13 protein-coding genes are annotated in these 25,894 nt (G+C 64.5%); 7 read left to right on the top strand and 6 right to left on the bottom strand.

The features are described from left to right. The 3 genes from gatB to H3H55_RS16785 all read left to right on the top strand — a co-directional run bounded on the left by gatB (position 1) and on the right by H3H55_RS16785 (position 3,248). A complete protein-coding gene (gatB, locus tag H3H55_RS16795; protein ID WP_129513248.1) occupies positions 1 to 1,476 on the top strand; it encodes an Asp-tRNA(Asn)/Glu-tRNA(Gln) amidotransferase subunit GatB in 1,476 nt (491 codons plus the stop codon). A gap of 118 nt (positions 1,477 to 1,594) precedes the next feature. After that, entirely contained in the window at positions 1,595 to 2,434 is an 840-nt protein-coding gene (locus H3H55_RS16790) for a polyphosphate kinase 2 family protein (protein ID WP_193099394.1), read from the top strand. Between the two features lie 40 nt (positions 2,435 to 2,474). Then, on the top strand, positions 2,475 to 3,248 hold the full coding sequence (locus tag H3H55_RS16785; RefSeq protein ID WP_129513246.1) for an exodeoxyribonuclease III: 774 nt from the start codon (positions 2,475 to 2,477) through the stop codon (positions 3,246 to 3,248). A gap of 104 nt (positions 3,249 to 3,352) precedes the next feature. On the opposite strand, the gene H3H55_RS16780 is transcribed toward H3H55_RS16785, so the two are convergent. Continuing rightward, the gene (locus H3H55_RS16780) at positions 3,353 to 4,405 is read right to left on the bottom strand and encodes an NAD(P)-dependent alcohol dehydrogenase (RefSeq protein ID WP_193099393.1); all 1,053 of its coding nucleotides are present in this window, start codon (positions 4,403 to 4,405) and stop codon (positions 3,353 to 3,355) included. A gap of 229 nt (positions 4,406 to 4,634) precedes the next feature. Here H3H55_RS16780 and H3H55_RS16775 point away from each other — a divergent pair, with 229 nt between their 5' ends. Beyond that, on the top strand, positions 4,635 to 5,579 hold the full coding sequence (locus tag H3H55_RS16775) for an AraC family transcriptional regulator (protein WP_193099392.1): 945 nt from the start codon (positions 4,635 to 4,637) through the stop codon (positions 5,577 to 5,579). Between the two features lie 3 nt (positions 5,580 to 5,582). Here the strand turns inward: H3H55_RS16775 and H3H55_RS16770 are convergent, their stop codons facing one another. The 4 genes from H3H55_RS16770 to metX form a co-directional block, all read right to left on the bottom strand. Then, entirely contained in the window at positions 5,583 to 6,626 is a 1,044-nt protein-coding gene (locus H3H55_RS16770) for a M48 family metallopeptidase (protein ID WP_193099391.1), read from the bottom strand. Continuing rightward, positions 6,616 to 8,037 carry an AmpG family muropeptide MFS transporter gene (locus H3H55_RS16765; protein WP_193099390.1) on the bottom strand — a complete coding sequence of 474 codons (1,422 nt, stop codon included), beginning with the start codon at positions 8,035 to 8,037 and terminating at the stop codon, positions 6,616 to 6,618. The genes H3H55_RS16770 and H3H55_RS16765 overlap by 11 nt, the downstream gene beginning before the upstream one ends. 96 nt (positions 8,038 to 8,133) lie before the next feature. Continuing rightward, the gene (gene metW, locus H3H55_RS16760) at positions 8,134 to 8,742 is read right to left on the bottom strand and encodes a methionine biosynthesis protein MetW (RefSeq protein ID WP_021156285.1); all 609 of its coding nucleotides are present in this window, start codon (positions 8,740 to 8,742) and stop codon (positions 8,134 to 8,136) included. Continuing rightward, positions 8,739 to 9,884 (bottom strand): homoserine O-succinyltransferase MetX, encoded by a 1,146-nt coding sequence (gene metX / locus H3H55_RS16755; protein WP_129513241.1) that lies wholly within the window; start codon positions 9,882 to 9,884, stop codon positions 8,739 to 8,741. The genes metW and metX overlap by 4 nt, the downstream gene beginning before the upstream one ends. A 696-nt stretch (positions 9,885 to 10,580) precedes the next feature. Here metX and H3H55_RS16750 point away from each other — a divergent pair. The 3 genes from H3H55_RS16750 (at position 10,581) to H3H55_RS16740 (ending at position 25,347) form a co-directional block, all read left to right on the top strand. Further along, positions 10,581 to 22,136: a YadA-like family protein gene (locus H3H55_RS16750; RefSeq protein WP_193099389.1), complete on the top strand. Its 11,556-nt coding sequence runs from the start codon at positions 10,581 to 10,583 to the stop codon at positions 22,134 to 22,136. A 156-nt stretch (positions 22,137 to 22,292) separates the two neighbouring features. Beyond that, positions 22,293 to 23,015, top strand: coding sequence for an OmpA family protein (locus H3H55_RS16745; RefSeq protein WP_193099388.1), 723 nt, complete (start codon positions 22,293 to 22,295; stop codon positions 23,013 to 23,015). Positions 23,016 to 23,169: 154 nt separating this feature from the next. Continuing rightward, positions 23,170 to 25,347, top strand: a complete 2,178-nt coding sequence (locus H3H55_RS16740; RefSeq protein ID WP_193099387.1) for an Ig-like domain-containing protein — start codon at positions 23,170 to 23,172, stop codon at positions 25,345 to 25,347. Here the strand turns inward: H3H55_RS16740 and H3H55_RS16735 are convergent, their stop codons facing one another. Beyond that, on the bottom strand, positions 25,348 to 25,539 hold the full coding sequence (locus tag H3H55_RS16735; protein WP_193099386.1) for a hypothetical protein: 192 nt from the start codon (positions 25,537 to 25,539) through the stop codon (positions 25,348 to 25,350). Positions 25,540 to 25,894 lie beyond the last annotated feature (355 nt).

The raw sequence follows: 25,894 nt of genomic DNA, 5'->3' as shown, positions 1-25,894 counted from the left end.
ATGGCTACTCAATGGGAAGTCGTTATCGGTCTCGAGACGCACGCGCAACTGTCGACCGTCTCGAAGATTTTCTCGGGCGCGTCGACGCAGTTCGGCGCCGAGCCGAACACGCAGTCGTGCCCGGTCGACCTGGCACTGCCGGGCGTGCTGCCGGTGCTGAACCGCGGCGCGGTCGAGCGCGCGATCCGCTTCGGCCTCGCGATCGGCTCGACCATCGCGCCGCGCAGCATCTTCGCGCGCAAGAATTATTTCTACCCCGATCTGCCGAAGGGCTATCAGATCAGCCAGTACGAGATTCCGGTCGTGCAGGGTGGCCAGATCACGATCCAGGTGCCCGCCAACGAAAAGGCCGGCAAGGAAGCGTACGAGAAGACGGTCAACCTGACCCGTGCACACCTCGAGGAGGATGCGGGCAAGTCGCTGCATGAAGACTTCGCCGGGATGACGGGGATCGATCTGAATCGCGCGGGCACGCCGCTGCTCGAGATCGTCACCGAGCCGGAAATGCGCAGCGCGGCCGAGGCCGTGGCCTATGCGAAGTCGCTGCACGCGCTGGTCGTGTGGCTCGGCATCTGCGACGGCAACATGCAGGAAGGCTCGTTCCGCTGCGACGCGAACGTGTCGGTGCGCCCGGTCGGCCAGGAGAAGTTCGGCACGCGCGCGGAAATCAAGAACCTGAACTCGTTCCGGTTCCTCGAGGAAGCGATCAACTACGAAGTGCGTCGCCAGATCGAGCTGATCGAGGACGGCGGCGAAGTCGTGCAGGAAACGCGCCTCTACGATCCGGACAAGCGCGAGACGCGTTCGATGCGCAGCAAGGAAGACGCGCACGATTACCGCTACTTCCCCGACCCCGACCTGATGCCGCTCGTGATCGGCCAGGACTGGATCGAGCGTGTGCAGTCCGGGATGCCCGAGCTGCCGGCCGCTATGCAGCAGCGCTTCGTCGAGCAGTACGGTGTGTCCGCGTACGACGCGGGCGTGCTCACGTCGAGCAAGGCGATGGCCGCATACTTCGAGTCCGTGGTCGCGAAGGCGGGTGCCGCGAACGCGAAGATCGCCGCGAACTGGCTGATGGGCGACGTGTCGTCGCAACTGAACCGCGACGGCATCGAGATCGACGCGATTCCCGTGTCGGCCGCGCAGCTCGCGCTGGTGCTGCAGCGCATCGCCGACGGCACGATCTCGAACAAGATCGCGAAGGAAATCTTCTCGACGATCTGGGACGAGAAGGCCGACGACGAAGGCGCGGCCGACCGCATCATCGACGCGAAGGGGCTCAAGCAGATCTCCGATACCGGCGCGCTCGAAGCGATCATCGACGAGGTGCTCGCCGCGAACGCGAAGTCGGTCGAGGAGTTCCGCGCGGGCAAGGAAAAGGCGTTCAACGCGCTGATCGGCCAGGCGATGAAGGCGACGAAGGGCAAGGCCAATCCACAGCAGGTCAACGAACTGCTGAAGAAGAAGCTCGGCTGAAGATGACCGCGCGCCTGAACCGCGCTTGACGACGGGCCGCCCCGAACCAGTTCGGGGCGGCCCGTTGCGTTTGGTGGATGCGTTATCGTATGCACCACACCGTCCAACGGAGGAACGAATGGCGAAACAACCGTCGCTCGACGATTTCCGCGTGCCGTACAGCACGCGCGAGAAGGAAACCGCCGCATTCAAGCTCGATGCGTTCGACCCGGCCGCGAAGCCGTTTTCGACCGGTTCGAAGGACGCCGACCGCGAACGGCTGTCGGCCGTGTCGACCGAGCTCGACGTGCAGCAGGAGCGCCTGCACACGCAGCAGAAGAAGCGCGTGCTGCTCGTGCTGCAGGGGATGGATACCAGCGGCAAGGACGGCACCGTGCGCGCGGTGTTCCGCGAGGTCGATCCGCTCGGCCTGCGCGTCGTGCCGTTCAAGGCACCGACGCCGATCGAGGCCGCGCACGACTTCCTGTGGCGCGTGCATGCGCAGGTGCCGGCCGCGGGCGAACTCGCGATCTTCAACCGCAGCCACTACGAAGACGTGCTCGTGCCGCGCGTGCTCGACGCGATCGACGCGAAGGAATGCGAGCGCCGCTACCGGCAGATCCGCGATTTCGAGACGATGCTGGTCGAGAACGGCACGACGATCATCAAGTGTTTCCTGCACATCTCGAAGGACGAGCAGCGCGCGCGGCTGCAGGCACGCATCGACGATCCGGCCAAGCACTGGAAGTTCGACATCTCCGATCTCGACGCGCGCAAGCACTGGGACGCGTATCAGTCCGCGTACCGCGACGCGCTCGCCGCGACGTCGGCCGAGCACGCGCCGTGGTACGTGATCCCGGCGGATTCGAAGACGCACCGCAACGTGATGATCGCCGAGCTGCTGCTGCGCACGCTGACCGACATGAAGCTGGAATTCCCGCCGCCGAAGCCGGAGCTCGAAGGCGTGAAGATCCGTTAAGCTGCCACCCTGTAAAACATCGAACTGAACGGAACCCGACATGATGCGAGTGATTACCGCCAACCTGAACGGCATCCGCTCCGCCGCGAAGAAGGGCTTCTTCGACTGGCTCGGCGAGCAGAACGCCGATTGCGTGTGCGTGCAGGAAATCAAGGTATCGGCCGACGACCTGCCGGCCGAATTCGTCGAGCCGCACGGCTACAAGAGCTATTTCCACCACGCCGAGAAGAAGGGCTACAGCGGCGCGGGCGTGTACAGCCGCCACGAGCCCGATGACGTGATCATCGGCTTCGGCAGCAGCGAATTCGATTCCGAGGGGCGCTACGTCGAGGCGCGCTACGGCAAGCTGTCGGTCGTGTCGGTGTACGTGCCGTCCGGGTCGAGCGGCGAAGAGCGCCAGCAGGCGAAGTACCGCTTCATGGACGAATTCATGCCGCACCTCGCGCAGCTCAAGAAGAAGCGCGAAGTGATCCTGTGCGGCGACGTGAACATCGTCCACAAGGAAATCGACATCAAGAACTGGAAGAGCAACCAGAAGAACTCGGGCTGCCTGCCGGAAGAACGCGAGTGGCTCACGAAGCTGTTCGACGATGTCGGTTACGTCGACGTGTTCCGCACGCTCGACCCGCGCGCCGAGCAGTACACGTGGTGGAGCAACCGCGGCCAGGCGTACGCGAAGAACGTCGGGTGGCGGATCGATTACCAGATCGCGACGCCCGGCGTGGCCGGCACCGCGAAAAGCACGTCGATCTTCAAGGACATCAAGTTCAGCGATCATGCACCGCTGACGATCGACTACGACTACAAGAAGTGACCGCCGACGCTACGCGGTGCGCGTAGCGGTCGAACCGTCCGGTTGCAGGATGCAAAACGGGCCGCATGTCTGACATGCGGCCCGTTTCGTTTGAGGCGCGACGCTTATTGCTTGAGCGACGCCATGTCCACCACGAACCGGTACTTCACGTCGCTCTTCAGCATCCGCTCGTAGGCCGCGTTGATCTGCTGCATCGGAATCGTTTCGATGTCCGACGTGATCCCGTGCTCCGCGCAGAAATCGAGCATTTCCTGCGTCTCCGCGATGCCGCCGATCAGCGAGCCCGCGAGGCGGCGGCGCTTGAAGATCAGGTTGAACACCTGCGGCGACGGATGGTCGTGCTCCGGCGCGCCGACGAGCGTCATCGTGCCGTCGCGCTTCAGCAGGTTCAGGAACGGGTTCAGGTCGTGCTGCGCGGCGACCGTGTTCAGGATGAAGTCGAAGCTGTTCAGGTGCGCGTTCATCTGCGCTTCGTCCTTCGAGATCACGACCTCGTGCGCGCCGACGCGCTTGCCGTCCTCGATCTTCGACGGCGACGTCGTGAACAGCACGACGTGCGCGCCCATCGCGCGCGCCAGCTTCACACCCATGTGGCCGAGGCCGCCGAGACCGACGATGCCGACCTTCTTGCCGGGGCCGACGTTCCACTGCCGCAGCGGCGAGTACGTCGTGATCCCCGCGCACAGCAGCGGCGCGGCGCCGGCCGGGTCGAGCGTCTCGGGCACGCGCAGCACGAACGCCTCGTCGACGACCAGCTGCGTCGAGTAGCCGCCGTACGTAACGTCACCCGTCACGCGATCCTGGCCGTTGTAGGTGCCGACGAAGCCGTTCTCGCAATACTGCTCGAGGCCGTCGGCGCAGCTCGGGCAGGTGCGGCACGAATCGACGAGGCAGCCGACGCCGACCAGCTCGCCGACCTTGAAGCGCGATACCTGCGGGCCGGTCGCGGTCACGCGGCCGACGATTTCATGGCCCGGCACGACCGGATAGATCGTGTTGCGCCATTCGTTGCGGGCCTGGTGCAGATCCGAGTGGCAGACGCCGCAATAGAGGACGTCGATCTGGACGTCGAGGTCGCGCAGTGCGCGACGCTGGAATTCGAACGGGGCGAGCGGCGACTGCGAATCGGTTGCCGCGTAAGCGTAGGTGGTGCTCATGCTAGGGGCTCCTTGTCCGGGACAAACATCCGGCGAATCAGACTGCCGTCGCATCATGTGGCGATGCGGCGAGGCAGGACGTCATCGTAAGGAGCGCGGCGCCGCGGCGAAATACACGAAGGTCTCGAAGATTTGCCTAATCCTCTCGAATTGCACGCGAACAGCCGTCAAAACACCATCATGGTGCTACATTGCGAGCCAGATTCTCTTGCCGAACAGGACCACGCAGATGAGCTTCCAGCCCCTTTTTGCCGACGCGGGCGACCGCGTGCAGCGCCGCATGATCGAGCTGCACGCGCGCCTCGCGCCGAACGAGGGCGATACGCTCGCGGCGCTCGACGGCGTGCGCTTCATCCGCGTGAGCCGTCCCGCGCCGCGCATGCCCGTGCTGTACGAACCGAGCATCATCGTCGTGTGCCAGGGGCGCAAGCTCGGTTATCTCGGCGACCGCTCGTTCGTCTACGACGCGCAGCAGTATCTCGTGCTGTCGGTGCCGCTGCCGTTCGAATGCGAGACCTTCGCGAGCATGGACGAGCCGTTTCTCGCGATCTCGATCCGCGTCGATCTCGCGGTGATCGCCGAGCTCGCGATCCTGCTCGACGAGACGCTCGGCGCGGCGGTCAGCGAGCCGCTCGGCGTCTATTCGACGCCGCTCGATGCGCCGCTGGCCGACGCGGTGGTGCGGCTGCTCGAAGCGCTTGCGTCGCCGCACGACACGCGCGTGCTGGGGCCCGCGATCATGCGCGAGATCGCGTATCGCGTGCTGACGGGAGAGCAAGGCGACGCAATCCGCGCGGCGCTCGTCCAGCAGCATCATTTCGGCCGCATCGCGAAGGCGCTGCGGCGCATCCATGCGGAACTGACGGCCGATCTCGACGTCGAGACGCTCGCGCGCGAGGCCGGGATGAGCCTCGCGGTGTTCCACGCGCAGTTCAAGCACGTGACGGCGACGTCGCCGATGCAGTACGTGAAGGCCGCGCGGCTGCATCAGGCGCGGTTGATGATGGTGCAGGACGGGGTCGGCGCCGGCACGGCGGCCGCGCGCGTCGGTTATGCGAGCGCGTCGCAGTTCAGCCGCGAGTTCAAGCGGCTGTTCGGCCGCAGCCCGGGTGACGAGGTGCGCTGGATGCGTGAAATCGGCGTCCGGCCGGCCGCGGCGGACGTGGACGCCTAGCGCTCAGCGCCGCACGACCTTGCGCCGCTGCGCGCTGATGCCCGCGTAGTCGGGCAGCGTGTCGACGCGTTTGGCCGTAGCCTTTGCGTACAGCGGCATCAGGTCGGGCAGGCGGTTCAGCAGATCCTGACGGCGGGCGGTGCTGTACGGGTGCGTGTAGATGAAGCCCGTCGCCTTGTTCGCGCGCGTCGCGACCGCGAGCTTGTCCCACAGCGTGATCGCCGCGCGCGGATCGAAGCCCGCGCGTGCGGCGATGTCGCCGCCGATCACGTCGGCTTCGGTCTCGTCGGTCGGGTCGTAATGAAGCGCCTGCAGGCGCTCGCCGAGGTTCAGTGCCTGCGGCAGCGGATCGCCGACGCCGAACAGCGGCGGCAGCGCGGCCGCGCGCAGCGATGTCTGCGAGGTCGCGCTGAAGTTGCTGCGCGCGTGTTCGCGCAGCGCGTGTGCGATGCCGTGCGCGAGCAGCACGCCGAGCTCGTCGTCGTTCAGGCGGACGCGGTCGAGCATGCCGCCGTACACGAGCACCTTGCCGCCGGGCAGGCAGGTCAGGCGGATGTCGCGCGAGCGGATCATGTTGACGTCCCACGTCCAGTTCTTCACGCGGTCGTTCCATTTCACCGAATACGGCGCGAGCTTCGCGACGATCGCGCGCAGGCGCTTCACGCGCGGCTGGTTCGCGGGCAGCAGCCGGTCGCTGTCGGCGGCCGCTTGCACGATCTGCGCGTATTCGTTCGCGGTGAGCTGCTCGAGCAGCGGCGACGGGATCAGCGTGCGGAAGGCGATCGCGTTGCCGTAGCGGATCTGCTGCGGCGTCTGCGTATAAGCCTTCGCCTGTACGGCGCCGCCGGTCGGCTGCGCGGCTTCGGCGGCGGATGGCGCGACGGGCGCGGCGGCGGTCGAAGGCGTGGGCGGTGAAGTGGCCGGCGCGGAGCCCGCCGCGCTCGCGCCGGTGTCGGCCGCGTGTGCGAACCCCGCGGCCAATGCCGCGGCACCGACGCTCCATGCAGCCGCAACGCGCGCGAGGCGGTGCAGGCAGTTACTGCGCACGGCTGGCCTCGCCGTTGCGTGCGGTACCGTTCCACGGTGCGATCTTGAACAGCAGCAGCATGCCGGGAATCGCGAGCGCGGTGCACACGATGAAGTAGTCGAACCAGCCGATCTTCGCGACGACGAAACCGCTCGCGGCCGATGCGAGCGTGCGCGGCACCGACGCGAGGCTCGTGAACAGCGCGAACTGCGTGGCCGTATAGCGCGGATCGGTCGTGCTCGCGATATACGCGACGAACGCGGCCATCGTCAGGCCGGTGGTGAAGGTTTCGGCGCCGTAGACGAGCGCGAGCGCGACCGTCATCGGGCTGAATTGCGGCGCGACGGCAATGCCGAAGATCGACAGCGCCGATGCGATCGCGTGGCTCGTCGACACGGTGAAGTCGTAGAGCATCGCGAGCACGGGCGAACCGGGGCCGAGCTGTGCGAGCCACGCGAAGCCGAGCGTCGACACCATCTGCAGCGCGCCGAAGATCCACAGCCCGCGGCCGATGCCGATCTTCACGAGCCAGACGCCGCCGATGATGCCGCCGGCGACGCTCGCGACGAGCGCGGTGGTTTTCGCGACGATGCCGATCTCGGTGCGCGAGAAGCCAATGTCGAGGAAGAACGACGTCGACAGCGTGGTGGCCATCGTGTCGCCGATCTTGAACAGGAAGATGAACGCGATGACGAGCAGCGCGCCGGCCCAGCCGTCGCGCTGGATGAATTCGCGGAACGGCAGCACGATCGCGTCGCGCAGGTTGCGCGGCGGCGTGCCGACCACTTCGGGCTCGCGCACGACGAGCGTCATCAGGATGCCCGGCAGCATGAACGCGCCGGTGATCGCGAACACGACGTCCCACGGCATGTGATCGGACAGGATCAGCGCCAGCGAGCCGGGGATCAGCGCGGCGAGCTTGTATGCGTTCACGTGCACCGCATTGCCGAGGCCCTGCTCGGTGTCGCGCAGCAGCTCGCGGCGGTACGCGTCGATCACGATGTCGGAACTCGCGCCGAAGAACGCGACGAGCGTCGTGAGCGCGGCCACCGTCCAGATCGAATCGCGCGGCGACACGAAGCCGAGCGCGGCGATCGCGCCCGCGACCAGCACCTGCGTGAGCAGCATCCAGCCGCGCCGGCGGCCCGGCCGCCAGCCGGGCAGGCGCGGGAGGTAGCGGTCCATCAGCGGCGCCCACAGGAACTTCCACGTATACGGGAACTGGATCAGCGCGAACAGGCCGATTTCCTTCAGGTTCACGCCCTCGGAGCGCAGCCATGCCTGCACGAGGTAGACGAGCGTGAAGAGCGGCAGCCCCGACGTGAAGCCGAGGAACACGCAGATGAGCATGTGCGTGTTCAGATAGGCTCGCCAGCCGGGGTGATCCTCGTGGGCGGTGAGTGCGGGCGCCTCGTGTGGCGTTTTCGACATGGACTGGAACTGGGTAGCGTTGACTGATTGCGGCGGCAGCGCGCGGCGGAGGGAGCGGCGCGGGCCGGGCCCGGCGTCCGTCAACGGCCCCCCGGCTCAGCTGCGCTTGACACGGTAGACAGCAAGACTACCACGCCAGTTCGCTCCCCATCGAATCGGCTGGCCTTCGTGCAGCACGACGCGATCGAGGATCGTGACGCCGACTTCGGGCGCGAGCGCCTCGAAATCCTTGATCGTCAGCACCCGGACGTTCGGCGTGTTGTGCCACTGGTACGGCAGCGATTTCGACACGGGCATGCGACCGTGCAGCACCGACAGCCGGTGCGACCAGTAGCCGAAGTTCGGGAACGACACGATGCACTCGCGGCCGACGCGCGCCGTTTCGCGCAGGATCGCGGCGGTCTGGTGGATCGTCTGCAGCGTTTGCGACAGGATCGCGATGTCGAAGCTGTGGTCCTCGAACAGGCGCAGGCCGTCCTCGAGATTCTGCTGGATCACGTTGATGCCGTTCTTCGCGCTGGCGAGCACGCCCGCGTCGTTCAGCTCGATGCCGTAGCCGGTGACGTCCAGCTCCTCCATCAGCAGCGCGAGCAGCGAGCCGTCGCCGCAGCCGAGGTCGAGCACGGTCGAGCGCGGCTCGACCCAGCGCGCGATCGTGCGGAAGTCCGCGCGCGCGGACAGGGAATTCAGCGCTTGCTGGTTCATGCACCCACCTCCGTGGCGATTCGTTCGTAATACGCGCGGATCAGGTTGTGATAACGCGCGTCGTCGAGCAGGAATGCGTCGTGGCCGTGCGGCGCATCGATTTCCGCGTAGCTGACCGTGCGCTTGTTGTCGAGCAGCGCCTTCACGATCTCGCGCGAACGCGCCGGCGCGAAACGCCAGTCGGTCGAGAAGCTCGCGATCAGGTATTTCGCCTGCGTTTGCGCGAGCGCGGCCGTCAGGTTGCCGTCGAACGCCTTCGCCGGGTCGAAGTAGTCGAGCGCGCGCGTGATCAGCAGGTACGTGTTCGCGTCGAAGTAGTCGGCGAACTTGTCGCCCTGGTAGCGCAGGTACGACTCGACCTCGAATTCGACGTCGAAGCTGAAGTTGTACGCGTCGAGCGCGCCGTCCGCGCGGCGCAGCGCACGGCCGAATTTCTCGGCCATGTCGTCGTCGGACAAATACGTAATGTGGCCGATCATCCGCGCGACGCGCAGGCCGCGCTTCGGTTTCACGTCGTGCGCGTAGTAGTCGCCGCCGTGAAAGTCGGGATCGGACAGGATCGCCGAGCGCGCGACCTCGTTGAACGCGATGTTCTGCGCGGACAGCTTCGGCGTCGACGCGATGTCGATGCAGTGCGCGACGCGCTCCGGATACATCAGGCTCCACGCGAGCGCCTGCATCCCGCCGAGGCTGCCGCCCATCACCGCGGCGAAGCGCTCGATGCCGAACGCGTCGGCGACGCGCGCCTGCGCGTGCACCCAGTCCTCGACGGTGACGACCGGGTAGCGCGCGCCGTACGGCTTGCCGGTCGACGGATCGATGCTCATCGGGCCGGTCGAGCCGAAACACGAGCCGAGGTTGTTCACGCCGATCACGAAGAAGCGGTTGGTGTCGAGCGGCTTGCCGGGGCCGACCATGTTGTCCCACCAGCCGGTGCTGCGCGGATCGTCCGCGTACACGCCGGCGACGTGGTGCGACGCGTTGAGCGCGTGGCAGACGAGCACCGCGTTCGAGCGCGCGGCGTTGAGCTCGCCGTACGTCTCGACGACGAGCTGATAGTTGCCGATCACGCTGCCGCTTTGCAAGCGTAGCGGTTCGGCGAAGTGCATGGTCTGTGGAGCGACGATGCCGATCGATTCCATTCGTTCCGCCTTATGACTGGGCAGCTAAATGGTGTCGGCGATGCGCGGAGTCGGAGGTGCGCGGCTGACGACCTCTTTAGCCGCATTTGTAGTGAACCCGCCGGGACGAGGCCCCGGCCGGTTCGCGCGCCCGCAATCGAGTCAGCAAATCGGCGCGCTTCCGACATGCCGCCAAGGGGGCGACATGTCGGCAAAGTATAGCGGATTTTTCCCGGGGGGCGAGCGCGCAATCCCGATGGCCGCGACGCATCGGGTGCGAGGGCATGCAGGACACGTTCAGGCGAAACCACGCATCGCCGCGATTTTTAATATCCACAATATTGAATTAATTCTCTAATGTCTTGATGAAGGTAATTTTATAAATTTCTTAACAATCATTAAATCTTAAAAACAATTAGTACTTGTTCCAGATGCAATTATTCCTATTTGGTAATCGTCCTATTTTTGGGACGGATGGCTGTTAATAGAGTTTCATCCAGCTTTCAGTATTCGGTTGAAGCGCGTGATTTCACGGCTTTTCGGCACGGCGCCCCGCCTCCTGGGCGCCGATTTCCCGGAATGCGAGCGCCGCGCTTTTTTCCTCGAAAGCAGTAGGCATGGAGCTACTTGTCACCGCTCTCGCGTAGTCGTCGTGTCGATATGACCGTACCAGCTCGATACGCATCGTGAAGCGTTTTACCAAAGGAAAATGTTCATATGAACAAGTCGTATCGTGTCGTGTGGAACGCCTCGACCAGCACCTGGTGCGCGGCATCGGAAATTGCACGCGGGCGCTCGAAATCGTCGGGGTCCGCCAAGTCGTCGAAGGCCGCGGCTGCCGCTGCGTTCGTCGTCGTTTCGATGGGGTCCGCCTACGCGGAGGAAAGCGGCGCGGCGGACGCGATGGCCGGCGATTCCGCGCAACTCGCCGAAGGGCTGCGGGCCGACTGGACGAGCGCCAAGCGGAGCGTGCCGGCCACCCGGATGGTCGTGCCCGACAACGCCGCATACGTGAAGATCGATGCGAAGGGCGACGGTTCGGACAACGCGCTCGCGCAGGGCGAGAGGTCGATCGCGATCGGCGCCAACGCGAGTACCCGCCCGTCTGCGGCGGGCCTCGGCGGCGCGGTGGCGATCGGCGACGCGGCGACGGCCTCGGGCAATAACGTCGCGCTCGGCGCCAACGCTTCGGCGCTCGGCGACCTGGGGGCGGTGGCCGTGGGCGGCGGCGCGAATGCGAGCGGCAAGTCGTCGATCGCGCTCGGCAACGACGCGCAGGCGACGGGCTGGGGTGCTTACGCGCTGGGCCGGAAGGCGAAGGCGAGCGCGGAATCCGCGCTGGCGATCGGCGATTCCTCGATGGCGACGCGGCAAGGCACGATGGCGCTTGGTTCTCAGGCTGCCGCATCGGCGGAAAACGCGATCGCGATCGGTCAAAGCGCGGCGGCGCGCGGCGCCGATTCCATTGCGCTCGGCTCGTATTCCGAGTCCGATCGGGATCAGACGGTATCGGTGGGCAGCGCCGGGTTCGAGCGCCAGGTCGTGAACGTCGGGCGCGGCACGCAGTCGACCGATGCCGTCAACGTCGCGCAGCTCAAGGGCGTGGCCGAGGTATTGGGCGGCAGCGCCACCATCGACACGAACGGCAACGTCAAGAAGCCGACCTATACGATCGGCAGCAAGACATACGACAACGTCGGTGATGCGTTGCAGGCAGCCTCCTCGTCGGGCGGCGGAACTGAAAACGCGGTGCAGTACGATTCCGATGCACAGAATTCCGTGACGCTCGGCGGTGCCGATGCGGCCGCGGTCAAGCTGACCAACGTACGCGCGGCGGCGCTGTCGGCAAAAAGCACGGACGCCGTCAACGGCGCACAACTGTTCGCGACCAACGGCCGCGTGACCGACATCGAGAAATCGCTGACCGATAGCGGCCTGATCGATTCGTCGACCGGCGAGTCGCTTGCGGTCGTCTACGACAGCGCGACGAAGGGCACGGTCGCGCTGGGCGGCACGGGCGGTACGGCCATCACGAACGTGAAGGCGGGCAAGATCGCGTCGACCAGCAAGGACGCCGTGAACGGCGGCCAGTTGTACGGTGTGTCGTCGAGCATCGCGTCCGCACTCGGCGGCGAATCGGCCGTCAACACGGACGGCACCGTGTCGAAGCCGGCATACAAGATTGGCGACAAGACCTACGACAACGTCGGCGATGCGATTCAGGCTGCGGCCGCGACAGGCGGCGCCGGCGGCGGTGAGGACGCGAGCGCCGTGCACTACGACGGGACGAACAAATCGAGCGTGACGCTGGGCGGCACGGGGGCATCGAAAGCGGTTTCGCTGAAGAATGTCGCGACGGGCGTGGCGGACACGGACGCCGTCAATGTGGCGCAACTCCAGAACGGCCTGAGCGACGTCAAGACCGAAATTACGGACAGCCTCAAAGACGGTTCGCTCGACATGAAGTACATCAAGGTCAATGCGAAGGGGATTCAGGCGAATGCGCTGGGGCCGAACAGCGTGGCGATCGGTTCGTCGGCAAGTGCGACGAACAGGGATACGCTGGCAATCGGCTCCGGCGCGCGGGCGTCGGGCACCAGCTCGGTCGCCATCGGCATCAATTCGGTTGCGACCCAGGCGAATACCGTGTCGGTGGGGAGCAGCGGTGCGGAGCGCCGAATCGTGAATCTCGGCGACGGCGTGGACGATAACGACGCGGTCAACATGAAGCAGTTGCACGACGCGTTCCAGACCGCCGGCTCGCAGGTTCGGGAATGGGTGCAGGAAGGGGTGACCCGGGCGGTGCCGAAGGGGGGCATGACGCGCGACACCATCTCGAAGCCGGGCAGCTTCGTCGCGGTCGAGGGCATGGGTGACGACGGCAGTCTGCCGTCGATCGCGTCGATGAACGGCAGGGATCCGACGTCGGGTACCGCGGCCGCCATCGGCGTGTCGTCGGCCGCGGCCGGCGTCAATGCGATTGCAGTCGGTTTGCAGTCGGTCGCGCAGTCCGACCACTCCGTCGCCATCGGCAGCATGGCGCAAACCGGGGTCGATCAACCCTATTCGGTTGCCATCGGCACCATGGTGACGACGAATGGAACGAAAGCGATCGGTATCGGCGCGGAAGTGAGGTCGAACGGCGAAAACTCGGTGGCTGTCGGGAACAATTTCGTCAGCGCGATTGGCGACAATTCCGTGGCGATCGGCAGCGCGGCGAAAGCGGCGGCCGGTGCCGTCAACAGCATTGCGGTGGGCAAGAGCGCGAACGTTGCACTGAACGTCACGGACGCTCTTGCGCTGGGTGCCAACACGAGCGTAACGGCAGCGGGGGCGGGTGGCGTGGCACTCGGTTCCGGGTCCGTTGCGAATCGTGGCACCGCGGTTTCCGTCGGGTCGGGCAAGGCACAGCGGCAGATCGTCAATGTCGCCAAGGGAACGCAGAGTACCGACGCAGTGAACCTGAGCCAGTTGAAGGGCGTAACGGATGCGCTCGGCGGCGGCTCGGCCATCGGGACGGACGGTGCGGTAACGGCCCCGTCGTATACGGTCGGCGACAAGACGTACAACAATGTCGGCGATGCGCTGGCGGCGATGTCCGAGTCCTCGGGCGGGACGGATCCGAATGCCGTGGCTTACGACGGCGAGAAAAAGGACAAGGTGACGCTGGCTGGCGAGAACGGCACGACGCTGTCGAACGTGAAGGCGGGCAAGGTGAGCGCGGACAGCAAGGACGCGGTCAACGGCGCGCAGTTGCACGGCACGGCGCAGAGCGTGGCGGACGCATTGGGCGGCGGCTCGTCGGTGGACGAGAACGGCGAACTGACGGCGCCGACTTACAGCCTGGCCGATCCCGAGGACGAATCGAAGCAGACCGAATACCACACGGTCGGCGATGCGCTGGAGAACCTTGACGGCCGGGTGGCGGGCAACACGACCGAAATCACGAACATCAAGAATCAGTTCACGAACACAGGGCTGGTGGATGGCGACGGTGATACGCGCGCGGCGGTGACGTACGGCAAGAACGCCGACGGTACGCCAGACTTCAAGTCGGTGAAGCTGGCCGGCGAGGGTGGCACGACGCTGTCGAACGTGAAGGCCGGCGTGGCGGACATGGATGCGGTGAACGTATCGCAACTGAAGTCGTCGGGTCTGATCGGCGGTGATGGCAAAGCGCGCGCGGCGGTGACGTACGACAAGAATGCGGACGGCACGGCGAACTACAAGTCGGCGACGCTGGCCGGCGAGGGCGGCACGACGCTGTCGAACGTGAAGGCGGGCAAGGTGAGCGCGGACAGCAAGGACGCGGTCAATGGCGCGCAGTTGCACGGCACGACGCAGAGCGTGGCGGACGCGTTGGGCGGCGGCTCGTCGGTGGACGAGAACGGCAAGTCGACGGCGCCGACATACAGCCTCGCGGATCCAGCGGACGGTACGAAGGAAATTGCGTATCACAACGTCGGCGACGCATTGGAGAACCTTGACGGCCGGGTGGCAGGCAACACGACAGAGATCACGAACATCAGGAACGAGTTCAAGGACGCGGGCCTGGTGGATGGCGATGGCCATACTCGAGCCGCGGTGACGTACGACAAGAACGCGGACGGCACGGCGAACTACGGTAAGGCGACGCTGGCCGGCGAGGGTGGCACGACGCTGTCGAACGTGGCCGACGGCAAGGCGGACAAGGACGCGGTGAACGTATCGCAACTGAAGTCGTCGGGTCTGGTTGGCGAGGATGGCAAGGCGCGCGCCGCGGTGACGTACGACAAGAAGGCCGATGGCACGCCGGACTACGGCAAGGCGACGCTGGCCGGCGAGGGCGGTACGACGCTGTCGAACGTGAAGGCAGGCGTGGCGGACAAGGATGCGGTGAACGTGTCGCAACTGAAGTCGTCGGGTCTGGTTGGCGAGGATGGCAAGGCGCGCGCCGTAGTGACGTACGACAAGAACGCGGACGGCACGGCGAATTACGGCAAGGCGACGCTGGCCGGCGAGAACGGCACGATCCTGTCGAACGTGAAGGCGGGCGTGTCGGACAAGGACGCGGTGAACGTATCGCAACTGAAGTCGTCGGGTTTGATCGGCGAGGACGGCAAGGCGCTGGCCGCGGTGACGTACGACAAGAAGACCGATGGCACACCGGACTACGGCTCGGTGACGTTCGGGAATGGCAAATCCGCCGATCCGGTGAAGCTGTCGAATATCGCGAAGGGCACCGACGGTGCGGACGCGGTGAACGTCGATCAACTGACCGAGGCGATTCGCAACGTTGAGGGCGGCATGAATCCGCTGTCCTTGTCTTACGACGATGTATCGAAGAGCAAGGCGACGCTGGCAGGTGAGAACGGCACCACGCTGTCGAACGTGAAGGCGGGCGCGGTGAGTGCGGACAGCAAGGACGCGATCAACGGCGCGCAGTTGCACGGCACGGCGCAGAGCGTGGCGGACGCGTTGGGCGGCGGCTCGTCGGTGGACGAGAACGGCAAGCTGACGGCGCCGACGTACAGCCTGTCCGATCCGGTGGACGGCTCGAAGCAGATCGAATACCACACGGTCGGCGATGCGCTGGAGAACCTTGACGGTCGGGTAGCGGGCAACATGACCGAGATCACGAACATCAAGAATGAGTTCAAGGACGCGGGTCTGGTGGACGGCGACGGCCATACGCGTGCCGCGGTGACGTACGACAAGAACGCGGACGGCACGGCGAACTACGGCAAGGCGACGCTGGCTGGCGAGGGTGGCACGATCCTGTCGAACGTGAAGGCGGGCGTGTCGGACAAGGACGCGGTGAACGTATCGCAACTGAAGTCGTCGGGCCTGATCGGCGAGGACGGCAAGTCGGTGGCCGCAGTGACGTACGACAAGAACACGGACGGCACGGCGAACTACGGCAAGGCGACGCTGGTCGGCGAGAACGGCACGACGTTGTCGAACGTGAAGGCGGGCAAGGTGAGCGCGGACAGCAAGGACGCGGTCAACGGCGCGCAGTTGCACGGCACGGCGCAGAGCGTGGCGGATGCATTGGGCGGCGGCTCGTCGGTTGACGAGAACGGCAAGCTGACGGCGCCGACGTACAGCCTGTCCGATCCGGTGGACGGCTCGAAGCAGGTCGATTACCACACGGTTGGCGATGCGCTGGAGAACCTTGACGGCCGGGTAGCGGGCAACACGACCGAAATCACGAACATCAAGAACGAGTTCAAGGACGCGGGCCTGGTGGACGGCGACGGCCATACGCGCGCCGCAGTGACGTACGACAAGAACGCGGATGGCACGGCGAATTACGGCAAGGCGACGCTGGCCGGCGAGGGTGGCACGACGCTGTCGAACGTGAAGGCAGGCGTGGCGGACAAGGACGCGGTGAACGTATCGCAACTGAAGTCCTCGGGCCTGATCGGCGAGGACGGCAAGTCGGTAGCCGCGGTGACGTACGACAAGAAGACCGATGGCACACCGGACTACGGCTCGGTGACGTTCGGGAATGGCAAATCCGCAGATCCGGTGAAGCTGTCGAATATCGCGAAGGGCACCGATGGTGCGGACGCGGTGAACGTTGACCAACTGACAGAGGCGATTCGCGACGTTGAAGGCGGCATGAATCCGCTGTCCTTGTCTTACGACGATGTATCGAAGAGCAAGGCGACGCTGGCAGGCGAGAACGGCACGATCCTGTCGAACGTGAAGGCGGGTGTGTCGGACCAGGACGCGGTGAACGTGTCGCAACTGAAGTCGTCGGGCCTGATTGGCGAGGACGGCAAGGCGCGCGCCGCGGTGACGTACGACAAGAACGCAGACGGCACACCGAATTACGGCAAGGCGACGCTGGCCGGCGAGAGCGGCACGATGCTGTCGAACGTGGCCGACGGCAAGGCGGACAAGGACGCGGTGAACGTATCGCAGCTGAAGTCTTCGGGTCTGGTTGGCGAGGATGGCAAGGCACGCGCCGCAGTGACGTACGACAAGAACGCGGATGGCACGCCGAACTACGGCAAGGCGACGCTGGCCGGCGAGAGCGGCACGATCCTGTCAAACGTGAAGGCGGGCGTGTCGGACAAGGACGCGGTGAACGTGTCGCAGCTGAAGTCCTCGGGTCTGGTTGGCGAGGATGGCAAGGCACGCGCCGCAGTGACGTACGACAAGAACGCGGATGGCACGCCGAACTACGGCAAGGCGACGCTGGCCGGCGAGAGCGGCACGATCCTGTCGAACGTGAAGGCGGGCGTGTCGGACAAGGATGCGGTGAACGTGTCGCAGCTGAAGTCCTCGGGTCTGGTTGGCGAGGATGGCAAGTCGCGCGCTGCAGTGACGTACGACAAGAACGCGGACGGCACGCCGAACTACAAGTCGGCGACGCTGGCAGGCCTCGGCGGTACGACACTGTCGAACGTGGCTGACGGTAAGGCGGACAAGGATGCGGTGAACGTATCGCAGCTGAAGTCGACCGGCCTGATCGACGAGGACGGCAAGGCACTGGCCGCAGTGACGTACGACAAGAACGCGGACGGCACGCCGAACTACAAATCGGCGACGCTGGCAGGCCTCGGCGGTACGACACTGTCGAACGTGGCTGACGGCAAGGCGGACAAGGATGCGGTGAACGTGTCGCAGCTGAAGTCGACCGGCCTGATCGACGAGGAAGGCAAGGCACTGGCCGCAGTGACGTACGACAAGAACGCGGACGGCACGCCGAACTACAAGTCGGCGACGCTGGCCGGCGAAGGTGGCACCACGCTGTCGAACGTAAAGGCCGGCAAGGCGGACAAGGATGCGGTGAACGTGTCGCAACTGAAGTCGTCGGGCCTGATCGGCGAGGACGGCAACGCATTGGCCGCAATGACGTACGACAAGGATGCGGACGGCACGCCCAACTACGGCAAGGCAACGTTGGCTGGCGAGAGCGGCACCACGCTGTCGAACGTGAAGGCCGGCAAGGCGGACAAGGATGCGGTGAATGTGTCGCAACTGAAGTCGTCGGGCCTGATCGGCGAGGACGGCAAGGCGCTGGCCGCGGTGACGTACGACAAGAACACCGATGGCACGCCGAACTACAAGTCGGCGACGCTGGCAGGGCTTGGCGGCACGACACTGTCGAACGTGGCCGACGGCAAGGCGGACAAGGACGCGGTGAACGTGTCGCAACTGAAATCGTCGGGCCTGATCGGCGAGGATGGCAAGGCGCTGGCCGCAGTGACGTACGACAAGAACGCGGACGGCACGCCGAACTACAAGTCGGCGACGCTGGCAGGCCTCGGCGGTACGACACTGTCAAACGTGGCCGACGGCAAGGCGGACAAGGACGCGGTAAACGTATCGCAACTGAAGTCGTCGGGCCTGATCGGCGAGGACGGGAAGGCGCGTGCCGCAGTGACGTACGACAAGAACATCGACGGCACGCCGAACTACAAGTCGGCGACGCTGGCAGGGCTTGGCGGTACGACGCTGTCGAACGTGAAGGCCGGCAAGGCGGACAAGGATGCGGTGAACGTGTCGCAACTGAAGTCGTCGGGCCTGATCGGCGAGGACGGCAACGCGCACGCCGCGGTGACGTACGACAAGAACATCGATGGCACGCCGAATTACGGCTCGGTGACGTTGGGCGGCGGGAAATCCGAGAAGACGGTCATGTTGTCGAACGTGGCAACGGGGGTGCTCGGAACCGATGCCGTCAACGTCGATCAGTTGACCGATGGGCTGTCCAATCTTGAAGACAAGCTCGTCAACGGCGCAATCGACCTCAAGTACATCAAGGTCAAGTCGGACGGGATCGCGGCACGCGCCATGGGTGACCAGGCCGTAGCCATCGGCGCGTCGGCCAACGCGGCGGGTCAATATGCGATGGCGTTGGGATCGGGCTCGCGGGCAACCGGCAAGAACTCGGTGGCGATCGGCGTCAACTCGGTGGCGGACGAGGCCAATACGGTAGCGGTCGGTCGTGTAGGCGAGGAGCGTCGGATCGTTCACGTGAAGGCGGGTCAAGTCGATGCATCCAGCACCGATGCCGTGAACGGCTCGCAGCTTTATGCCGCGCTGGATCAGATCAACGCATCGGTGGCTGAGCAGCAGCGCAGCCTCCGCACCCTGTCTCAGACGCGTGACGTGACGTCGCCGCCGGGGAGTTTCATCGCGGTCGAAGGGTTGGCCGCGGACGGCCGTTCGCCGAACATGGCATCGATCAACGGCAAGGACCCGAAATCGGGAACGGCCGCGGCCATCGGCATTTCGAGCACGGCGGCCGGCCTTGATACCGTCGCGGTCGGTTTGCAGAGCGTCGCCCAGTCGGACAATGCCGTCGCCATCGGCAGCTTCGCTCAGACGGGGGTGGATCACGAGTATTCGGTTGCCATCGGCAGCATGGTCACGACGAACGGCGTAGGGGCCATCGGGATCGGCTCGAAGGTGAGATCAAACGGGGAAAACTCGGTGGCCGTCGGCACGAACGGCGCTGCGGCCATAGCTAACAGTTCGGTCGTCGTTGGCGATCGCGCGAAGGTATGGGCGGGCGGCGACAACAGTATTGCGATCGGTTCGAATGCATCCGTCGGCTTGGACGTGACCAATGCAATCGCCCTTGGCGCCAACGCGAAGGTGCTGAAACCGGGCAGCATTGCCATCGGCGCCGGCTCGACGGCGGATCGTGCGAATGCGGTGTCGTTCGGTGCGCTCGGTGCGGAGCGGCAGCTCGTCAACGTTGCGAAGGGCACCGTGAATACCGACGCGGTCAATGTCGGTCAATTGCGGGACGCGATGGCAGCGTTCGGTGGCAACGCGGACATTGCAAAGGACGGTTCAGTCACGGCGCCGACCTACACGATCGACGGTCAGACCTATCACAACGTCGAGGCGGCACTGAACGCTGCGGCGCAAAGCGGCGGCGCGGCCGATCCGAATGGCGTGGCTTACGACGATGTCCTGAAGGACAAGGTGACGCTGGCTGGCCAGGATGGCACGACGCTGACGAACCTGAAGGCCGGCGACCTGACGGAGACGAGCAAGGATGCGGTGACGGGCGCTCAGTTGTTCGCGACGAACGAGAGCCTGGACGGCCTCCAACAGTCGCTGAAGGACGGCGGCGTGATCGACTCGAAGACGGGCGAGTCGCTGGCGGTGACGTACGAAAGCACGCTGAAGGACACGGTGGCGCTGGCCGGCCAGGACGGCACGACGTTGTCGAATGTGAAGGCGGGTACGGCGGACATGGACGCCGTGAACGTATCGCAACTGAAATCGTCGGGCCTGATCGGCGACGGCGGCAAGTCGCTGTCGGCCGTGACCTACGACACCCGCGCCGACGGGACCACGGACTTCGCATCCGTGACGTTCGGCGGCGTGAACGCCAATATCCCTGTCGCACTGCATAACATCGCTGCCGGCAAGGCATCGACGGATGCGGTCAATGTGTCCCAGTTGAAGGGCGTGACCGATGCGATCGGCGGCGGTGCGGGCATCGATACGGACGGCAAGGTCACCGCGCCGGTCTATACGGTCGACGGCACCGAATATGCATCGGTCGGCGATGCCATCAAGGCGCTGGAAAAGCGGGAGGGCGGTTCCGGAAACGGTTCGGATCCGAACGCGGTTGCCTATGACGACGACGCCAAGACAACGGTGACGCTGGCGGGCAAGAAGGGCACGGTGATCGGCAACGTGGCAGGCGGCTCGCTCGCCGTCGACAGCACCGAGGCCGTCAACGGGGGCCAGTTGAACGCCGTTACGCAGAGCATTGCGGACAGCCTTGGCGGTGACGCCAAATTCGATCCGGTGACCGGCAAGATCGCGGCCCCGAAGTATGAGCTCACCGAACTCGACGGCTCGAAGTCATCGTTCGGCAACGTCGGCGATGCCTTCCAGCATCTCGACGGCCTCACGTCGGAGAACGCGAAGCAGATCGAGGTGCTGAGCAAGGGCGTCGCGAATGCGGTTCAGTACGACGACGAGAAGCACACTTCCGTCACGCTCGGCAGCATCGATGTCAAACCCGTGACGCTGAAGAACGTCGCGGACGGCACCAACGAAACCGATGCGGTCAACGTGCGGCAACTGCGCTCGGCGGGCCTCGTCGATGACAAGGGCGTGATGCAATCGGCGGTCGTGTACGACAAGAACACGGACGGCACGACGAACTACGGTTCGGTGACGCTCGGCGGATTCGGGTCGGTCACGCCTGTCGGTCTGCACAACGTCGCGGCGGGCGTCGCGGCGACGGACGCAGTGAACGTCAGTCAGTTGAGCGGTGTGGTCGGTGCGCTTGGCGGTAAGGCACAGATCGACGAAAAGACCGGCGAGGTGATCGCGCCGAAGTATGAGGTCGGCGAAAAAACCTTCAGTAACGTAGGCGATGCGCTGAGCAACATCGACGGCCGGGTCCAGAAGATTCAGGACAACATCACCAAGCCTGTGGAGCTCGCTGGCGCGGTCATGTATGAGAAGGACGGCGACGGCACCGTGAATTTCGGGATGGTGAAGCTGGGCAATGGCTCGAAGAACGTGGTGTTGACGAACGTCGCGGACGGAACGACTCGGTACGACGCCGTGAACTACGGTCAGCTCTCGGAACTGAAAGGCCGCGTCAGCGACATCGACGAACGCCTGAACGCGGTGACCACGCCTGGCAACGGCGGTGGTTCGGGCACGACCGGCAACGGCCTGATCGACGGCACGGGCGGCAGCGGCACGAACAGCGCTGAAATCCTCGCCGCGAAGCCGGGCACCGGCAACGGCAACGTCGCCGCAGGCTCCGGTTCGCAGGTCGCGGACGGTCAGCACAACGGCACGTCGGTCGGCGGCGGTTCGAAGGTGATGGCCGACAGCGGCACGGCGATCGGCCACGGCGCAACGGTCTCGGCCGACGCGACCAACTCGGTCGCGCTGGGTCAGGGGTCGAAGGCGACCGAAGCCAACACGGTGTCGATCGGTTCGGAAGGCGCCGAACGCCGGATCGTCAATGTCGCAGATGGCGTGAAGGCCACGGATGCCGTCAGCAAGGGGCAGTTCGACCGTGCGATGGGCGGGATGCAAGGCCAGATCAACGATCTGTCGCGCAACGCGTACTCCGGTATCGCGGCCGCCACGGCGCTGGCGATGATCCCGAGCATCGATCCGGGCAAGAACATCTCGTTCGGCATCGGCGGGGCTTCCTACAAGGGGTATCAGGCCGTATCGCTCGGCGGTGAAGCACGTATCACGGAGAACCTGAAGATGCGCGCCGGCATTGGCATGAGCAGCGGCGGCAATACCTTCGGTGTGGGGGCTTCCTACCAGTGGTAACGCGGGAGGGCGGACCTTCGGGCCGCCTTCCGTCCACGTTCGCGACGGGCCGGCGAGGTCGTTTCTCGCCGGCCCGCAAGCGTCGAACGCTGCAAGCCGATCGAGGCTCGTTCATCCCACCTTCTCAATTTTCCGCTGAACGCGGGGGGCAGCATCATGCAAAAACGTCATTTCTTCCGCGCCGGTTTGGCCGGCGCGCTCGTCGCATTGCTGAGCGCGTGCGCAACACAATCCGGACCGACCTACAGCATTCGCGCAGTCAATGTGCCGAATCAGTCGCAGCCCCTGTTTCGCGTGACTTGCGACGGCTTGTTGTCGAGCGGCAAAGCTTGCCGTGCGGCAGCCGAAAGGCAGTGTGCCGGCAACGGCGTGACGGTGTTGGAGGCCGTCGACCGCATGCGCGGAAACGCCGCGCTGCAGGATCAGCGCGAACTCACCTTCATGTGCGGCAAGCCGGTGCCGCGAAAGGTCGAGCAGCCCGTGGCACCGCGCCCGGCGCCCGCACCCGAACCCCGTCCGGAGCCTGTCGCGCAACGTCAGGTACTGCTGCAAGGCAATGCCAATTTCGAGGTCGATCGCGCCACGCTGACACCGGAGGCGCGCCGTCAGCTCGACCGGTTCGTCGACGCGAACCGAGGAGTGGGGTTTCGTCGCATGACGATCACCGGTTATACGGATTCGACAGGCTCGCTTTCGCATAACCGGCGCCTGTCGGAAGCGCGCGCGCGAGCGGTCACGACGTATCTGCGCACCAGCGGCTTGCAGGTCGGGCAATTCGTGTCGGAAGGCAAGGGGCCGGCCGATCCGGTGGCATCGAATGCGACGGCCGACGGGCGCGCGCAGAACCGGCGCGTCGAGATCCAGGTCGTGCCGCAGTAACCGGGGGCGGTCTTCTTCGTCTTGCAGCCGTGCGGCGAGCGGCGCACTGGCTTCAAGGCGATTTCATACAGGAAAACTAAATTTTTTTGAGGCAGAAGTTATGGCAACGGTAAAGGCAACGACGCGACCGTCGCGTCCGACGATCGATACGGTAATGGACAACATGCCGCCGTACACCGGCGTGATCGAGAAAGGCGGTCTGACGAACGATTCGCGTCCGACGGTAAGCGGACGTGGCGATGCCGGATCGATCATTCACGTGCTGGTGGACGGCCGTGAAGTCGGCACGGTGGTGGTGAAGGCGAACGGCACGTGGAGCTTCGCTTTGCCGCAGTCGCTGAGCGACGGCGAATATCGGCTGACGGCTCGCGCGAGCAACGACGTGGGGTGGAGCGTGCCGCCGGCGTCGTACGGGATCGTGGTGGACACGACGCCGCCGTCGCGTCCGACGATCGAAGCGGCGACGGAAGGGACGCAGCCGACGCTGTCGGGGCGTGCGGAGGCGTATTCGACGGTGACGGTGTACGACGGCACGAAGGTGCTGGGGACGACGACGACGGGCATCGATGGTGCGTGGACGTTCAAGCTGCCGTCCGGGTTGTCGAACGGGACGCACTCGCTGACGGTGACGGCGATGGATCCGGCAGGCAACACGAGCGTCGGATCGGCGGGCTTCGACGTGACGATTGGGCCGGTGGCGCCGCCGACGCCGACCACGCAGGCGATCCTGGACGAGATGGGGCGCGACAGCGGGAGTTTCAATTTCGACCGGTTGACGAACGACGGGACGGCGGGGCGCTTGATGAGCGGCCACCTGACGGCGGCCTTGGTGACGGGCGAAAAGGTGCAGGTGTCGACGGACGGCGGGAAGACATGGGTGGACGCGTCGATGAAGTCGGACGGTAAGTGGGTGGCAGTCGATTCGAGTGCACACACCGGAAACTGGACGATTCAGACGCGGGTGGTCAACAGTAGTGGTGTCACGGGGCAGTCGAAAACTTATGACGTAACACTTGATACCGCGGCATTGAACGCGCCGGACAGTCTCACGTTTGACGTGTTGACTGGTGTTGTACGAGTTGGTATTTCGAAAACTGGCGTTGTTGCGGGCGAAATGATCAAAGTCATCGTCGGAAATTACACGATCGATCATGTGCTGACAAAGGAGGAGATAGCGTTTGGTGCGGTGGATGTCAAGATTCCGAACGATATACGAACAGCATTGGATACAGGTTGGAGCAGCGATACCAAAGTTTCCGCGGCCGCGATTGATCTGAGCGGGAATTCGTCGGAGTGGCGGTGGGCTGAGTGGGAGGCTCGGGAATACGATTTCCAAGAGGCGGGGGGCAGCTTGAAAACGGTCGGCAGTAAGCTGAATTACCACGGACTCGAGATCACGGCGAGCATGAACGGAAAGGGGCAGGCGCAAGAAGGGGATAGTTATACCGGGGGCGTGGGGAGCGGTTCGCTCAAATTCAGTGGCGGGATCTCAATCAAGTTGAATGGATTTTCCTCTCGTCGAGTCGATTTCGATTTCTACAATGTCCCAGTAGGTGGTGGGGAAGAACTGCTCAAGGCTGCCTCCGTTACATACATCGACAAGAACCGTAAGATTATTGGCCAAGAATATTTGGCGGGGAGTAAACGAGCGACTCATACTTTTATCGCTCCTGAGGGATCTGAAATAGATTCGATTTATATTACGAGCGAAAAGTCTGGAGGTCGATTTTCCGGTTACAACGTTACCTCAATATTCGATATGGTTTTTGATCAGGGAATTGGCGGTGCCGATAGCGGAACATGGAAGACTGGGGTGGAATCGGTGCATGAAAATCAGGTTGTTCTTGAGCTTTCAGGTGCATATCACGGTGGAAGTAGTGACGACGTTTTCAGCGTGTCCGACGTTAGATATTTTGACGGGGTGGGCGCCGGTGTTCATGGCGGGGCGGGTACGGACACATTGAAGCTGACGGGCAGCGGCCAGACGCTGGACGTGTCCAAGCTGCTGAGCGTGAACGGTCACGACAAGCTGTCGTCGATCGAGATCATCGATATCACGGGCACCGGCAACAATACGCTGAAGCTGTCGATGCGCGACGTGCTGGAACTGGGCCATGAAGACGTGTTCCGCACCGACGGCCATACGCAGATGATGGTGAAAGGTAACGCCGGAGATCGCGTCGAACTGGCGGGCATGAGCGATCTCGATGGCGGGAACTGGACGAATCAGGGGATGGTGGCCGTCGACGGCATGGCCTATATCGCCTATGAAAATACGGCGCTGAACGTCGAACTGCTGGTGCAGTCAGCGGTGTCGACACAACTCGTCTGATCATCCGTCGAGCAGGCAGTCCTGCATCGCTTGAGCCATCGCGCCGCCATGTTCTCGTGGCAACGCTTTGCTTTCCGGCATTTTTACGTTGCCCGGTTCATCCTGGCACGCTCGACGAGCGAAGCCGCGCATTCCAGTCGCACCCCCTATCGATTCGTCGTTATCCAAATGGTTTGGGTTCTGGTCCGGCAAGAAGGCCGATCTCGTGCTTGGCAGCTATACGGATTTGACAGACTCGCTTTTGCATAACAGTCGCTTGTCGGAAGCGCGCGAGCGGTCACGACGTATCTGCGCACCAGCGGCTTGCAGGTCGGGCAATTCGTGTCGGAAGGCAAGGGGCCGGCCGATCCGGTGGCATCGAATGCGACGGCCGACGGGCGCACGCAGAACCGGCGCGTAGAGATTCAGGTCGTGCCGCAGTAACCGGGTGCGGTCATCTTCGTCTTGCAGCCGTGCGATGAGCGGCGCACTGGCCGCAAGGCGATTTAATACAGGAAAACTAAATTTATTGAGGCAGAAGTTATGGCAACGGTAAAGGCAACGACGC

The organism is Burkholderia sp. Z1, from assembly GCF_014893795.1.
Classification (GTDB): Bacteria; Pseudomonadota; Gammaproteobacteria; order Burkholderiales; family Burkholderiaceae; genus Burkholderia; species Burkholderia theae.
This window is presented reverse-complemented; position numbering and strand designations above follow the sequence as displayed.

Bases quoted from the DNA above. Each gene is read 5' to 3' on its own strand.
- H3H55_RS16790 (WP_193099394.1), top strand. From the start codon at position 1,595: ATGGCGAAACAACCGTCGCTCGACGATTTCCGCGTGCCGTACAGCACG.
- H3H55_RS16750 (WP_193099389.1), top strand. From the start codon at position 10,581: ATGAACAAGTCGTATCGTGTCGTGTGGAACGCCTCGACCAGCACCTGG.
- H3H55_RS16740 (WP_193099387.1), top strand. From the start codon at position 23,170: ATGGACAACATGCCGCCGTACACCGGCGTGATCGAGAAAGGCGGTCTG.
- H3H55_RS16780 (WP_193099393.1), bottom strand. From the start codon at position 4,405: ATGAGCACCACCTACGCTTACGCGGCAACCGATTCGCAGTCGCCGCTC.
- metW (WP_021156285.1), bottom strand. From the start codon at position 8,742: ATGAACCAGCAAGCGCTGAATTCCCTGTCCGCGCGCGCGGACTTCCGC.
- metX (WP_129513241.1), bottom strand. From the start codon at position 9,884: ATGGAATCGATCGGCATCGTCGCTCCACAGACCATGCACTTCGCCGAA.
- H3H55_RS16785 (WP_129513246.1), top strand. From the start codon at position 2,475: ATGATGCGAGTGATTACCGCCAACCTGAACGGCATCCGCTCCGCCGCG.
- gatB (WP_129513248.1), top strand. From the start codon at position 1: ATGGCTACTCAATGGGAAGTCGTTATCGGTCTCGAGACGCACGCGCAA.
- H3H55_RS16765 (WP_193099390.1), bottom strand. From the start codon at position 8,037: ATGTCGAAAACGCCACACGAGGCGCCCGCACTCACCGCCCACGAGGAT.
- H3H55_RS16745 (WP_193099388.1), top strand. From the start codon at position 22,293: ATGCAAAAACGTCATTTCTTCCGCGCCGGTTTGGCCGGCGCGCTCGTC.
- H3H55_RS16775 (WP_193099392.1), top strand. From the start codon at position 4,635: ATGAGCTTCCAGCCCCTTTTTGCCGACGCGGGCGACCGCGTGCAGCGC.